This window comes from Amycolatopsis sp. cg9 (assembly GCF_041346945.1).
Lineage (GTDB): Bacteria > Actinomycetota > Actinomycetes > Mycobacteriales > Pseudonocardiaceae > Amycolatopsis.
The window spans coordinates 8,087,897-8,101,218 of record NZ_CP166850.1 but is presented as its reverse complement, the minus strand read 5'-3'; the positions used below and the strand labels follow the sequence as shown (position 1 = coordinate 8,101,218).

Here is a 13,322-nt window from a genome sequence, read left to right as displayed (position 1 = left end):
CACAGTCGGTGGCTTTGACCATGATCTGACAGTCCGGCACAGCCCCGTAGACTCGGCCACCTCATGAGTGCAACTCTCGTCGCGAAGGACCTGGCCGCGGGCCACGGTGACCGCACCCTCTTCTCCGGTCTCGATCTGGTCGTCGCCCCGGGCGACGTCGTCGGCCTGGTCGGCGTCAACGGCGCCGGCAAGTCGACGCTGCTGCGGACCCTCGCCGGGCTCGCGAAGCCGGACGGCGGCGAGATCCGGCTGAACCCGCCGACCGCGACCGTCGGGCACCTGCCGCAGGAGCCGGAGCGGCGGGACGGCGAGTCGGTCCGGGCGTTCCTCGCGCGCCGCACCGGCGTGTCGGCGGCGCAGGCCGACCTCGACGCGGCGACCGACGCCCTCACCGCGGGGGAAGCCGGCGCGGACGACCAGTACGCGGCGGCGCTCGACCGCTGGCTCGCGCTCGGCGGCGCCGACCTCGACGACCGCGCCGCCGAAGTGGCCGCCGACCTCGGCCTCGCCGTCGACCTCGACCAGCCGATGACGTCGCTGTCCGGTGGGCAGGCCGCGCGGGCCGGGCTCGCGTCGCTGCTGCTGAGCCGCTACGACGTCTTCCTGCTCGACGAGCCGACCAACGACCTCGACCTGGACGGCCTGGCCCGGCTGGAGCGGTTCGTGTCCGGGCTGCGGGCGCCGACCGTGCTGGTCAGCCACGACCGCGAGTTCCTCGCCAGGACCGTCGACCGCGTCGTCGAGCTGGACCTGGCGCAGCAGCAGGTCACCAGCTACGGCGGTGGCTACGAGGCGTACCTCGAGGAGCGCGCGGTCGCGCGGCGGCACGCGCGCGAGGAGTACGAGGAGTACGCCGGCACGAAGGCGTCGCTCGAGGCGCGCGGGCGGATGCAGCGGGCGTGGATGGAGAAGGGCGTCAAGAACGCCCGCCGGAAGCAGCCCGACAACGACAAGAACGCCCGCAAGTTCCGCGCCGAGGCCACGGAGAAGCAGGCGTCGAAGGCGCGGCAGACCGATCGGATGATCGAGCGGCTCGACGTCGTCGAAGAGCCCCGCAAGGAGTGGGAGCTGCGGATGGAGATCGCCGCGGCACCGCGCGCGGGCGCGGTGGTCGCGACCCTGCGCGGGGCGGTCGTCCGCCGCGGCGGCTTCACGCTCGGGCCGGTCGACCTGCAGATCGACTGGGCGGACAAGGTCGCCATCACCGGCGCGAACGGCGCGGGCAAGTCGACGCTCCTGGCCGCGCTGCTCGGCCGGGTCCAGCTCGACGAGGGGAACGCCGCGCTCGGCCCGGGCGTCGTGGTCGGCGAGGTCGACCAGGCCCGGCGCCTGTTCCTCGGCGACGTCCCGCTGGCCGGCGCGTTCGCGCGCGAGGTCCCGGAGCTGGCCGACGCCGACGTCCGGACGCTGCTGGCGAAGTTCGGGCTCAAAGCGGCGCACGTGCTCCGGTCGGCGGCGACGCTGTCGCCGGGGGAGCGGACGCGCGCGGCGCTGGCGCTGCTGCAGGCCCGTGGCGTCAACCTGCTGGTGCTCGACGAGCCGACGAACCACCTCGACCTGCCCGCGATCGAGCAGCTGGAGGCGGCGCTCGACAGCTACCCGGGAACGCTCCTGCTGGTGACGCACGACCGCCGGATGCTGGAAGCCGTGCACGTCACGCGCCGGCTGGAGGTCGACGGCGGGCAGGTCCGCGAGCGGTGAAGCTCCGCCCGGCGACCGCCGACGACGGCGACTTCCTGGCCGACATGCTGGTGGCCGCGGTCAACTGGTCTCCGGCGTGGCAGCCGAAGAGCCGCCGCCGCGTACTGGCCGCGCCGAACACCGCGCACTACATCGCCGGCTGGCCGCGGGACACCGACCTGGGCGTGGTCGCCGAAGCGGACGGCGAGCGGGCGGGCGCGGCCTGGCTGCGCTTCTTCCCGCCCGGCGACCCGGGCTACGGGTTCGTGGCCGCCGACGTCCCGGAGCTGACCATCGGCGTGGCGGCGGCCTGGCGCGGCCGCGGCATCGGACGCGCGTTGCTGCACGCCGTCGAGGCCCGCGCGAAGGAGGCCGGCATCGCGCGGATCAGCCTCAGCGTCGAGCGCGAGAACTTCGCGCAGCGGCTCTACCTCGCGGCCGGCTACGAGGTCGTGGGCGCGGGGTCCGAGCAGTCCGACACCATGGTCAAGGTCCTCCCAAGCCGCACTTTCACGTGAAAGTGCGGCGCTAGCCCTTCGTCGCGCCGCCGGTCAGGCCCTTCACGAACTGCTTCTGCAGCGCCAGGTAGAAGATCAGCACCGGCAGCGTCGCCAGGAACATCAGGGCGAACACGCTGCCGAGGTCCGCCTGGTACTGGCCGATCGAGCGGTAGATGCCGGTGGTGATCGTCGTGCCCTGGCTCGGCCCGAGGATGATCAGCGGGTCGATGAAGTCGTTCCAGATCCACACGCCCAGGAAGATCAGCACCGACGCCGTCGCCGGGCGCAGCAGCGGGAACACCACGCGCCAGAACACCTGCAGCCGGCTCGCGCCGTCCAGCAGCGCCGCTTCCTCCAGTTCCACCGGGACGCCGCGGATGAAGCCCGAGAACACGAACACCCCGAACGGCACGTAGTAGCCGACGTTGAACAGGATCAGCCCCGGCAGCGTCGCCATCAGGTGGGTGACGCGCAGGACGTCCGTGATCGGGATCAGGATGACCTGCGGCGGGATCATCAGCCCGGCCAGCAGCACCAGCGTCAGCACCTTCGTCCACCGCTTGCCCGAGCGCGCCAGGTAGTGGCCGAGCATCGCCGAAAGCACCGTCAGGACCAGGATCGACGACACCGTGACCACGACGCTGTTGGTCAGGCTGACCCAGAACAGCCCGTCCGGGCGGGTCAGCACCGCGTGCACGTTGGCCAGTGTCGGCGGCAGCGGCGGGGCCGCCGGTTCCGCCGCGATCAGGTCGCCCCGCTTGAACACGTTGGCCAGCACCAGGTACAGCGGCACGAAGAACACCGCGCTGACGAGCACGGCGACCGCGGGGCGGGTCACAGGTCCACCTCCCGGCGGCGGAGGAAGTTCAGCACGACGGTCGTCACGACCGCGACGATCACCAGCATCAGCACCGCCATCGCGGACGCGTAGCCGACGTGGTTGGCGTCGAAGCCGGTCTGCAGCACGTCGAACGCGATCGTCGCGGTGGCGCCGGAACCCGGGCCGCCGTTGGTGATCACCTTGACGTAGTCGTAGGTCTTGAACGCGGAGATGAGCAGGACCACCGTGGTGATCGTCAGCGACGGCGCCAGCAGCGGCCAGGTGACCGCCCGGAACCGCCGCAGCGGCCCGGCGCCGTCGATCTCCGCCGCCTCCAGCAGTTCCGCCGGCACGCCCTGCAGCCCGGCCAGGTAGACGACGACGCAGAACCCGAGCAGCTGCCAGCACACGATCGAGGCGACCGAGTACAGCGCCAGGTCGGGATCGGACAGCCAGCCCGGCGGGTGCTCGACCCCCAGTGCCCGCAACAACGTGTTGAGCGGTCCCTCGCCGTCGAGCAACCGCGACCAGACGATCGAGACGACGACCGAGCTGAGGATCACCGGCGTGAAGAACACGCTCCGCAACGCGTGGTACAGCCAGCCTTTCCGGTCCAGCAGCAGTGCGACCCCGAGGCCGAGGACGTTGGGCACGATGACCACGATCAGCGTCAGGATCGTGGTCACCTTCAGCGCGGTGAGGAACTGCTGGTCGGTGAAGAGCAGCCGGTAGTTGTCGAGCCCGGTGAACTTCACCGGCGGCTTGAACGGGTTGTAGTTCGTGAGGCTGTACCCGAAGCTGATCAGGATCGGGGCCAGCACGAAGCACAGGTAGACGAGCACGCCCGGAGCGCCGAACGACGCGAAGTGCCCGAGCCGCGGCAGGACCGGCCTGCGGGTGGCCAAGTCAGCCCGCCTTCGCCCACTCGGTGTCCAGGAACGCGCACGCGTCGGCCACCGACTTGCGGCCGGTGATGACGTCCTGGGCGGCCTGGTCGACCTTGTCCTTCATCCCGGGCAGCAGCCCGTCGTCGGCGGTCTCCCACCGGAACGCGTGGACGACGGCGTTCTGCCGCACCGCCCGGGTGTAGAGGTCGTACCCGGCCTTGAACGTCGGCCCGACGTCGGCCGGCGGGGTGTAGCCCTTGATCGCCGGGAACAGGCCGTCGGCCTTGACCGACGCGTCGAGCTGGTCCTTGTCCAGCTGGAAGCCGAGCGCGAACTTCTTGGCGGCGTCGAGGTTCGCGGCCTTCGCGTTCACGATCATGCCGCCGCCGGTGTAGGCCGGGACGACGAGCTCGCCGTCCTCGGTGGGGAAGTCGAAGACGCCCACCTCGAAGTCGTGCTTCTTCGAGTCGGCGTTCGCGGCGAACCAGTTGCCCATCGGGTACATCGCGCTCTTGCCGTCGAGGAAGGCCTGCTCGGTCGCCGCGTAGTCGCGGGACACGCTCGTCTTGTCCACGTACCCCTTCGCGGCGAGGTCGGCGAGTTTCGCGAACGCGTGCTGGAACACGGGATCGGCGAACTTGACCTTGTCCTGGCGGCGCCGGGTCAGCCAGTCCGGCGTGGTGCGGTAGACCTCGGTGCCGACCAGGCCGGAGAGGATCATCGACGACGGGAAGCCGTCCTTGCCGCCGCCGATGGTGAACGGCGCGAAGCCCTTGTCCTCGAGCTTCCCGGCGTCGGCGACCAGCTCGTCCCACGTCTTCGGCGGCGCGGCGATGCCCGCGTCGGCGAACATCTTCTTGTTGTAGTAGATCGGCGGGATGGTCTGGGTGTTCGCCGGCAGCTGGTAGTACTTCCCGTTGACCGGGTTGGCTTCGGGGAACTGGAAGTCCGCGAGCTCGGCGGGCGTCCAGGCGTAGAGGTTGCCGGCCTCGGCGAAGCCCGCCGAGTCGACGGCGATCAGCACGTCCGGGAACTGGCCGGACTGCAGGAGCTGCTTCGCGTAGGACGTCCGGCCGTCGGCGGTCGGGGCGACGAGCTTCTTCACCTTGATGCCCGGGTTCTTGTCGGTGACGCGCTTGATGGCCGCGTCCCAGTAGGCCGGGGTGAGGTTCGGGGTTTCGAAGGTCAGGAAGGTGATTTCGGTGCCGCCGCCGCTTCCGGTGCCGGACCCGACCGAGCACGCGCTCACCGCCAGGAGCGCGGCCGCGCCCAGCGCCAGTGACCTTCTCATCGCGCCTCCCATCAGATGTGATGTATGACGCATTTGATCTGATGTCTAACGGCCTGTCAAGCAGCAGAACCCCGCGAAACCGGCGACGAGCGGCCGATAGATCCGATCTCTAGTGCGGGATTCGTTCCAGCCGGACGACCGTGCTCGCGAAGTCGCCGGTCGGGAGGCCGAGCCGCAGTCCGTGGGCGAGCAGCACCGCGCCGCTGTGCGTGGTCCCGGAATCCGGATCGAGGTACCGGTGAGCGGAATCGAGGCCCTCGAGCCGCAGCGGCCGCTCCGGGTCGGCGAAGTGCGCGGCGTGGCGGTAGGCGAAGACGACGGACCGGTCGCCGAGGACGTACTGGAGCGCGACGAGCCCGTCGTCGAGGGGCGGCCGGAGGCGGTGCAGCGCCCCGTGCTGCACCACGGGCCGGATGTCGCGGTACAGCGCGACCATCTCCCGGGCGAACGCGAGGTCGGCTTCGGGCCAGCGCGCGATGTCCCCGCCGAGCCCGAGCACCCCGGCCATGGCGACGTGGAACCGGAAGCGCAGCGGCACCGAGCGGCCGGTGACGAAGCCGGGGTTGTCGGTGACCCACGCCGACATCGCGCGGGCCGGGTAGAGCTGGCTGTAGCCGTGCTGGATGCGGAGCCGGTCGAGGGCGTCGGTGTTGTCCGACGGCCAGACCTGGTCGGTGCGGGCGAGCACGCCGAGATCGATCCGGCCCCCGCCGCCGCTGCAGGCTTCGATCCGCAGGCCGGGGTGGGCCGCGCGCAACCGGTCCAGGATCGCGTACACGGCACGGGTGTGTTCGACCCACACCCGGTCCTGGTCGGCCTCGCCCGGCCAGCCCGCTTCGCTGAACGGGCGGTTCATGTCCCACTTGAGGAAGTCGACGCCGTGGTCGCCGACGAGCCGGTCGAGCCAGTCGTACGCCCACGCCGCGACGTCCGGCCGCGCGAAGTTGAGGACGAGCTGGTTGCGCAGTTCCGAGCGACGGCGGTGCGGGTGGTGCAGCACCCAGTCCGGGTGCGCGCGGTAAAGGTCGCTGTCGGGGTTGACCATCTCGGGCTCGACCCAGAGCCCGAACTTCATGCCCAGCGCGTGGACCGCGGCCACGAGCGACTCGAGGCCGCCCGGGAAGCGGTCGCGGTCGACGTGCCAGTCACCGAGCCCGGCGTGGTCACCGGTGCGGGCGCCGAACCAGCCGTCGTCCAGCACGAAGAGCTCGGCCCCGAGCGCCGCGGCCCGCTCGGCGAGCGCGCGCTGGCCGCGCCCGGAGACGGCGAACCCCGTGGCCTCCCAGGAGTTGTAGAGCACCGGGCGCAGCTCGCCGGGGTGCGGCAGGACGTGCTCGCGGGTGTAGGCGTGCCACGCGCGGCTCGCCGCGCCGAACCCGCCGCCGGTGCGGAGGCCGGCCGCGACCGGCGTGGTCAGCGGCCGTCCCGGTCCGACGTGGTGGACGACGCCGTCTTGGCCGAAGCCGCCGCTGACCGTCAGGCGCCCGGTCGAGGCCCGGGTGGTGGTCAGGCGCCACGACCCGCTCCACGCGAGCGCGACACCGTAGACCTCGCCGTGGCGTTCGGTGGCGGTGCCGTCGTCGACCATGACCCACGGGTTGGCGTGGTGGCTGGTGATCCCGCGGCGGCTGCCGAAGACGGTTTCGCCGTGCGGGACGGGGTCCCGGCGCAGCTGGGTTTCCGCCGCCCAGCGGCCGGTGGTGTGGCTGAGCCGGTAGTCCTCGAGGACGGGCAGCACCCAGGTCGCGGAGTCGGCGCGGGCGACCTCGACGTCGGTGTCGGCGGACAGTTCGGTCCAGCGTTCGAGGACGTCGGCCCGGAAGCGGTAGTGGAGCGTGATCCGCACGGAGTAGTGGCGATCGGTGAAGGAGATCCCGAGGTGGTCGCCGGTGATTTCGTGGCCCCGGTACCGCCATTCGAGCCCCCGGGTGCCGTCGGCGAAGCGCAGCTGCAAGGCCGGGGTCCAGTAGCGGGTGCCGCCGGCCGCGGCGAGTTCGCCGAGGCCTTCGTTCGGGTCGTTGAAACCATCCCACCGGGGAAGCGTTTTCCCGGTGAGCTCGACGACGTCGGCCGGGGACAGCCGGGGACCCCAGTAGACGTGGGTGGGGACGTCGGCTTCGCCGAGCCGCAGCGCGTAGGTGCTGGTTTCGCCGGTGAGCACCCAGGTGCGGTGGTCTTCGAGGTAGCTGATCCCGGCCATGCGGGCCATCCTGGCCGCCGGACCGCCGTGGCGGCCAGGATTTCCCGCTCACCGGGTCAAGGCCGGTCGGTCAGGTACCCGCCCATGGTCTTGAAGTACTCGTGCGCGCTCAGGTCGGTCCCGTCGGCGGTGCGGACCCGCTCGACCACGAGACCGGGCGACCGCCCGCTCCGCGCGTCCGGGCCGGCCACGATCACGACGCCGTCGCCTTCCTTGATGAAGATCCGGCCCGGCGTGCCGCCGTAGTGCCCTTCCGAGACCGATGCCTGGAGGATCCGCAGCTCCTGGCCGCGGTGGTGGGTGAACGCGTTCGGGTACGGGTCGGACAGCGCGCGCACGAAGCGCTCGAGGTCCGCCGGCGGCAGGGTCCAGTCGATCAGGCTGTCGCGGCGGGCACGCTTGTGGAAGAAGCTGGCCTTCGAGCGGTCCTGCGGCACCGGGGTGTAGCCCGTCTCGATCTTCGTGATGGCCTCGGCCGTGAGCGGGGCGATCAGGTCGACCGTGCGGTGGAACAGGTCGGTCGTGGTGTCCGCCGGGCCGACCGGGATCGCGCGCTGCAGGACGATGTCACCCGCGTCGAGTTCGCCGTCCATCATGTGGGCGGTGACGCCGACCTCGGGCTCGCCGTTGATCAGCGCCCAGATGAGCGGGGAGAAGCCCGCGTACGCCGGCAGCAGCGAGTCGTGGATGTTGAGCGTGCCGTGCCGCGGGAGGTCGTAGATCTCCGGGGGCAGCCAGGTGCGCCAGTTGTTCGCCACGATCAGGTCGAGGTCGGCGGCCGTGAGCTCGGCCAGCAGCTCGGCGTCGTCCGGGCGGTTGCGCAGCAGGACGCGGATGCCGTTGGCCTCGGCGAGGTCGGCGACCGAGTCGGCCCAGATCCGCTCGTAGGCGTGGTCGCTCTTCGGGTGCGTCACCACGAGGGCGACGTCGTGCCCGGCGTCGATGAGCGCCTGGAGGGTCCGGTGCCCCCAGGTCTGGTAGCCGAACATCGCCACGCGCATTCGAGAGTGCCCTTTCGTGATCGGGGGACGAACATCACCACGAACGTACTAGGCGAGGCTCGCCTAAGTTAGGTTAGGGTTCCCTGAACGGTACCGGAGCGCGCGAGGGAGCAACATGACTGCAGAGGTCCCGATCTACGACATCGTCGGCGTGGGCTTCGGACCTTCGAACCTGGCCCTCGCGATCGCCCTCGCCGAGCACAACGCCGGAGTCGGGGAGCCGGTGACCGCGCACTTCCTCGAGCGGCAGCCGCGCTTCGGCTGGCACCGCGGGATGCTGATCGACACCGCCACCATGCAGGTGTCGTTCCTGAAGGACCTGGTCACCATGCGGAACCCGACCAGCGAGTTCAGCTTCCTCAACTACCTCCACTCGGCGGGGCGGCTGGTCGACTTCATCAACCACAAGAACCTCTTCCCGCTGCGGGTCGAGTTCCACGACTACTTCGAGTGGGCGGCCGCGAAGGTCGATGACGTCGTCTCGTACGGCACCGAGGTCGTGTCGGTGAAGCCGGTGTACGACGGTCCGGAAGTGGCCTACTTCGACGTCGAGGCGTCGGACGGCTCGGCGTTGCGCGCCCGGAACCTGGTGGTGGGCACCGGCCTGCGCCCGCAGCTGCCCGAGGGGATCACCGCGGGGCCGCGGATCTGGCACAACAGCGAGCTGCTGTTCCGCGTCGACGCCCTTCGCGGCACCTCGCCCCGGCGGTTCGTCGTCGTGGGCGCCGGCCAGAGCGCGGCCGAGGTCGCCGCGCTGCTGCACGACGAGTTCCCGCACGCCGAGGTGTGCGCGGTGTTCGCCCGCTACGGCTACAGCCCCGCCGACGACAGCGCGTTCGCGAACCGGATCTTCGACCCGGAGGCCGTCGACCAGTTCTACCGCGCGGGCGAGCCGGTCAAGGACCGCCTGATGCGCTACCACGGCGCGACTAACTACTCCGCCGTCGACATCGACCTGATCGACGAGCTCTACCGGCGCGTCTACCGCGAGAAGGTCCTCGGGGTGGAACGCCTGCGGCTGTTCAACGTCTCCCGCCCGGTCGAGGTGACCGACACCGGGACGTCCGTCTCGGCCACGGTCGAGTCGCTGACGACGGGCGAGCGGACGGTGCTGGAAGCCGACGCGGTCGTCTACGCCACCGGCTACCGGCCCGCCGACCCGACGCCGCTGCTGGGCGAGCTGGGTCCGCGCTGCTCGCGGGATGAAGAAGGCCGGCTGCGCGTCGAGCGCGACTACCGCCTCACGACGGAAGCCGAGCTGCGGGGCGGGATCTACCTCCAGGGCGGTACCGAGCACACGCACGGCATCACGTCGTCGCTGCTTTCGAACACGGCGGTGCGGGTGGGGGAGATCCTGCAGTCCATTGTGGACCGCCGGGTGGTCGCGGCGCCGGCGGGGGAGTACGCGGTCAGCGCGCGCTGAGCTGCTCCCGCAGGATGTCGCCGTGGCCGGCGTGGCGGGCGAAGTCCTCGATCAGGAGCAGGTAGACGAACCGGAGGCTGACGTCGCCGAGGACGTCGTGCTTCCAGGTGTCGTCGAGGTCGAAACGGGCCGCGATCTCGCGGGAGCGCGCGCCGGCCCGCTCGAACTCGGCGATCACTTCGGCCACGGTTTCGCCGTCCGCGACGGCGAAACTGGGGTCGCCCGGGGTCGTGGGACCGTCGCATTCGGACTCGTCGAGGCCTTGCAGCAGGCATTGGAACCACCGGCGCTCGGCCATCGCGGCGTGCTTGACCAGCCCGATCGGCGTGGTCACGGACGCGACCAGCCGCTCGCGGGCGTCGGACTCCGACAGCCCGCGTGCGGTGTCGGCGACGGCCCGCCGCTGGCGGTCCATCGTGGCTTCCAGCAGGTGGCGCTCGGTTCCGGTGGTGGTTTCGGGCAGCACGAACATGGCTCTGCTTCCTGGAGGGGTTTCGGCCGGACGGTCCTCGGAACACGCGAGGCGGGCCGGACCCCAGGATAGCCGAACTTTCAGGACTGGTGCACCGGAGCCGGGTGGTGGCGGCTGATCGGGATCACCAGCGGGGTGCCGCTGACGGGGTCCGGGGTGATCCGGCAGCGGACGTCGAACACCTCGTCCACCAGCTCTTCGGTGATCACGTCGGCCGGCGCGCCCGACGCCACGACCCGGCCCGCCTTCATGGCGATCACGTGGTCGGCGTAGCGGCAGGCCTGCGGCAGGTCGTGCAGCACCATCACCACCGTGCGGCCCTCGCCGCGGTTGAGGTCGACGACCAGGTCGAGGACGTCGATCTGGTGCGCCAGGTCGAGGTACGTCGTCGGCTCGTCGAGCAGCAGCACCGGGGTGCCCTGGGCGACCGCCATCGCGATCCACGCGCGCTGGCGCTGGCCGCCCGAAAGCTCGTCCACCGGGCGGTCGGCCAGGTCGGTCAGCTCCGTGGCGGCCAAGGCCGCGCGCACCGCGCCTTCGTCCGAAGTGGACCATTGGCGCCACCAGCTCTGGTGCGGGGCGCGGCCGCGGCCGACGAGGTCGGCCACCGTCATGCCCTCCGGCGCCACCGGGGACTGCGGGAGGATTCCGAGCCGCTGGGCGACCTGGCGGGTCGGCAGGTCGTGGATCGAGCGGCCGTCGAGGTAGACCCCGCCCGACTTCGGGGTGAGCAGGCGGGCCAGCGTGCGCAGCAACGTCGACTTCCCGCAGGCGTTCGCCCCGACGATCGCGGTGATGCGGCCCGGCGGGACGTCGAGGTCGAGGTCGTCGATGACGATCCGGTCGTCGTAGGCGACGCGCAGCCCCTGCACCCGCAGTGACGGTGTTTCCATGGGTCAGCCTCCGGAACCGGATCGGTTGGCCCTGGCCAGCAGCCAGAGCAGGAGCGGGGCGCCGAGCGCGCCGGTCACGATGCCGACCGGCAGCGGGGACGCCGTGACGGTGCGCGCCAGGATGTCGCTGCCCAGCACCACCACCGCGCCGGTCAGCGCGGACGCGACGAGCGGCGGCGACGTCTGGCGCGCCAGGCGCTGCGCGATCTGCGGCGCGGTCAGCGCGACGAACGAAACCGGGCCCGCGGACGCCGTCGCGAAGGCGACCAGCCCGGCGCCGGACAGCAGCAGGCCGAGCCGCACCGGCTGGACCGGGGTGCCGAGCCCGGCGGCCACCTCGTCGCCGAGCTGCAGCGTGCGCATCCACCGCGACAGCGCCAGCAGCAGCGGCAGCAGCACGGCCAGCGCGCCCGCCAGGGGCAGGACGTGCTCCCAGCCGCGGTTGGCGAGGTTCCCGACGAGCCAGCCGATCGACGCCTGGGCTTCGGTGATCTGCGCGCGGCTGAGCAGGTAGTCGGTCAGGCTGGTGCACATCGCGAAGATCCCGATGCCGACCAGGATGATCCGGTAGCCGGTGGTGCCGCGCCGCCAGGCGAGCGCGTACACGAGCAACCCGGTGAGCAGCCCGCCGAGCAGGCCGAGCGTCGTGGTGCCGAGCCCGCCGCCGAAGCCGAACGAGATCCCCGCGACTACGGCGGTGGCCGCGCCCGCGTTGATGCCGATCATGTCCGGGCTCGCCAGCGGGTTGCGGGTGATGGTCTGGAACACCGCGCCGGACGCGCCGAACGCGACCCCGGCGAGCAGCCCGGTCAGCGCCCGGGGCAGCCGCAGTTCCTGGACGATGTAAGCGGTTCCGCTGTCGCCGCCGCCGAACACCGCCGCCAGGACGTCGGACACGCCGAGCGGGACGTCGCCGATCGTCATGCCCACGCAGAACAACGCGAACGCCAGCACGGCGAGGACGAGCGAGACGGCGGCGAGCCGGAGCCGGACCTGGCCGGACACCGGGGGCTTCGCGAGGCGGAAGGTGACGCGGTCGCGCCGCACCTGCAGCAGGCTCATGTCAGGACTCCACGAGCTTGCGGCGCCGGACGAGGTAGATGAAGAACGGCGCGCCGAGGAACGCGACGATCACGCCGGCGCGGATCTCGCCGGGCCGCGCCATGACCCGGCCGAGGATGTCGGCGGCCAGCAGCAGGCACGGCGCGAGCACCGCGGTGTAGGGCAGCAGCCAGCGGTGGTCGGGGCCGATGAGGAACCGGACGGCGTGCGGGACGATCAGGCCGAGGAAGACGATCGGGCCGGCGACGGCGACCGACGCGCCGGTCAGCAGCGTGATGGCGAGCGCGCCGCGCAGCCGCAGCGGGCCCAGCCGCCGCCCGAGCGCGACGGCGACGTCGTCCCCGAGCGCGAGGCTGTTCAGCGCCGGGCCGCTGGCGATCGCCAGCACCACGCCGACGAGCAGGAACGGCAGGATCCGCAGCAGCGAACCGCCGTCGACGCCGGCGAGGGAGCCGGCCGACCAGAACCGGAAGCGGTTGAGCGCCACCGGGTCCGACAGCACCATCGCGCTGGTGAACGAGCCGAGCAGCGCCGTGACGGCGGCACCGGCGAGGGCCAGCTTGACCGGGCTCGACCCGCTGCGGCCCCGGGTGCCGAGGTAGTAGACGACGGCGGTCGCGCCGAGCGCGCCGGCGAAGGCGAACCAGACGTAGCCGTAGAGCGAGCTGACGCCGAGCACGGTGATCGAGAAGACGATCGCGAACGCCGCCCCGGCGCTGATGCCCAGCAACCCGGGGTCGGCCAGCGGGTTGCGGGTCAGGGCCTGCATCACCGTGCCCGCCAGCCCGAGCGCGGCTCCCACCAGGACGGCCAGCAGCGTCCGCGGCATCCGGACACTGTGGATGATCACCGCGTCGGCCGAGCCGTCGTCGTGCCACAGCACCTGCCAGACGGCGCCGAACGAGATCTCCTTCGAGCCCAGCCAGACGCTCAGCAGGCACAGGAAAACCAGGACACCGAGTGCGGCCAGCAGACCGAGCGCGCGGCCCGTGTGTGGCGGGCGTCGCGTGAGAGCGATCCCTCCGGGGTCTGTTCGCACCGCACCTCCGACTGGTACTCATTTTAGGTAAGGCTAACCGATGGTACAGGAGTG

At 71.6% G+C, this 13,322-nt stretch carries 12 protein-coding genes; 3 read left to right on the top strand and 9 right to left on the bottom strand.

The features are described 5' to 3' along the window. The first annotated feature begins 63 nt into the window (after positions 1 to 63). Positions 64 to 1,701, top strand: a complete 1,638-nt coding sequence (locus AB5J73_RS37590; protein ID WP_370963568.1) for an ABC-F family ATP-binding cassette domain-containing protein — start codon at positions 64 to 66, stop codon at positions 1,699 to 1,701. Continuing rightward, a complete protein-coding gene (locus AB5J73_RS37585) occupies positions 1,698 to 2,198 on the top strand; it encodes an N-acetyltransferase family protein (protein WP_370963567.1) in 501 nt (166 codons plus the stop codon). The genes AB5J73_RS37590 and AB5J73_RS37585 overlap by 4 nt, the downstream gene beginning before the upstream one ends. Before the next feature lie 10 nt (positions 2,199 to 2,208). On the opposite strand, the gene AB5J73_RS37580 is transcribed toward AB5J73_RS37585, so the two are convergent. From AB5J73_RS37580 to AB5J73_RS37560, 5 genes are all read right to left on the bottom strand, one after another. After that, a complete protein-coding gene (locus tag AB5J73_RS37580; protein ID WP_370963566.1) occupies positions 2,209 to 3,018 on the bottom strand; it encodes a carbohydrate ABC transporter permease in 810 nt (269 codons plus the stop codon). Continuing rightward, positions 3,015 to 3,905, bottom strand: coding sequence for a carbohydrate ABC transporter permease (locus AB5J73_RS37575; protein WP_370963565.1), 891 nt, complete (start codon positions 3,903 to 3,905; stop codon positions 3,015 to 3,017). Before AB5J73_RS37575 ends, AB5J73_RS37580 begins: the two co-directional genes overlap by 4 nt. Position 3,906: 1 nt before the next feature. Next, positions 3,907 to 5,178 carry an extracellular solute-binding protein gene (locus AB5J73_RS37570; RefSeq protein WP_370963564.1) on the bottom strand — a complete coding sequence of 424 codons (1,272 nt, stop codon included), beginning with the start codon at positions 5,176 to 5,178 and terminating at the stop codon, positions 3,907 to 3,909. 109 nt (positions 5,179 to 5,287) lie between these two features. After that, on the bottom strand, positions 5,288 to 7,378 hold the full coding sequence (locus tag AB5J73_RS37565; protein ID WP_370963563.1) for an alpha-galactosidase: 2,091 nt from the start codon (positions 7,376 to 7,378) through the stop codon (positions 5,288 to 5,290). 56 nt (positions 7,379 to 7,434) lie between these two features. After that, positions 7,435 to 8,379 carry a methionyl-tRNA formyltransferase gene (locus AB5J73_RS37560; RefSeq protein ID WP_370963562.1) on the bottom strand — a complete coding sequence of 315 codons (945 nt, stop codon included), beginning with the start codon at positions 8,377 to 8,379 and terminating at the stop codon, positions 7,435 to 7,437. Between the two features lie 115 nt (positions 8,380 to 8,494). Between AB5J73_RS37560 and AB5J73_RS37555 the strand changes: the two genes are divergently transcribed. After that, positions 8,495 to 9,802, top strand: coding sequence for a lysine N(6)-hydroxylase/L-ornithine N(5)-oxygenase family protein (locus AB5J73_RS37555; RefSeq protein WP_370963561.1), 1,308 nt, complete (start codon positions 8,495 to 8,497; stop codon positions 9,800 to 9,802). Here the strand turns inward: AB5J73_RS37555 and AB5J73_RS37550 are convergent. The 4 genes from AB5J73_RS37550 to AB5J73_RS37535 all read right to left on the bottom strand — a co-directional run bounded on the left by AB5J73_RS37550 (position 9,789) and on the right by AB5J73_RS37535 (position 13,268). Next, on the bottom strand, positions 9,789 to 10,274 hold the full coding sequence (locus AB5J73_RS37550) for a DinB family protein (protein WP_370963560.1): 486 nt from the start codon (positions 10,272 to 10,274) through the stop codon (positions 9,789 to 9,791). The genes AB5J73_RS37555 and AB5J73_RS37550 overlap by 14 nt on opposite strands. A gap of 80 nt (positions 10,275 to 10,354) precedes the next feature. Continuing rightward, on the bottom strand, positions 10,355 to 11,167 hold the full coding sequence (locus AB5J73_RS37545; RefSeq protein WP_370963559.1) for an ABC transporter ATP-binding protein: 813 nt from the start codon (positions 11,165 to 11,167) through the stop codon (positions 10,355 to 10,357). Positions 11,168 to 11,170: 3 nt separating this feature from the next. Further along, positions 11,171 to 12,229, bottom strand: coding sequence for a FecCD family ABC transporter permease (locus AB5J73_RS37540; protein WP_370963558.1), 1,059 nt, complete (start codon positions 12,227 to 12,229; stop codon positions 11,171 to 11,173). Between the two features lies 1 nt (position 12,230). Next, positions 12,231 to 13,268 carry a FecCD family ABC transporter permease gene (locus AB5J73_RS37535; RefSeq protein ID WP_370963557.1) on the bottom strand — a complete coding sequence of 346 codons (1,038 nt, stop codon included), beginning with the start codon at positions 13,266 to 13,268 and terminating at the stop codon, positions 12,231 to 12,233. Positions 13,269 to 13,322: the final 54 nt, after the last annotated feature.

Excerpts from the sequence above, each read along its gene's own strand:
- AB5J73_RS37590 (WP_370963568.1), top strand. The coding sequence starts at position 64 with ATGAGTGCAACTCTCGTCGCGAAGGACCTGGCCGCGGGCCACGGTGAC.
- AB5J73_RS37570 (WP_370963564.1), bottom strand. The coding sequence starts at position 5,178 with ATGAGAAGGTCACTGGCGCTGGGCGCGGCCGCGCTCCTGGCGGTGAGC.
- AB5J73_RS37565 (WP_370963563.1), bottom strand. The coding sequence starts at position 7,378 with ATGGCCGGGATCAGCTACCTCGAAGACCACCGCACCTGGGTGCTCACC.
- AB5J73_RS37560 (WP_370963562.1), bottom strand. The coding sequence starts at position 8,379 with ATGCGCGTGGCGATGTTCGGCTACCAGACCTGGGGGCACCGGACCCTC.
- AB5J73_RS37555 (WP_370963561.1), top strand. The coding sequence starts at position 8,495 with ATGACTGCAGAGGTCCCGATCTACGACATCGTCGGCGTGGGCTTCGGA.
- AB5J73_RS37550 (WP_370963560.1), bottom strand. The coding sequence starts at position 10,274 with ATGTTCGTGCTGCCCGAAACCACCACCGGAACCGAGCGCCACCTGCTG.
- AB5J73_RS37545 (WP_370963559.1), bottom strand. The coding sequence starts at position 11,167 with ATGGAAACACCGTCACTGCGGGTGCAGGGGCTGCGCGTCGCCTACGAC.
- AB5J73_RS37540 (WP_370963558.1), bottom strand. The coding sequence starts at position 12,229 with ATGAGCCTGCTGCAGGTGCGGCGCGACCGCGTCACCTTCCGCCTCGCG.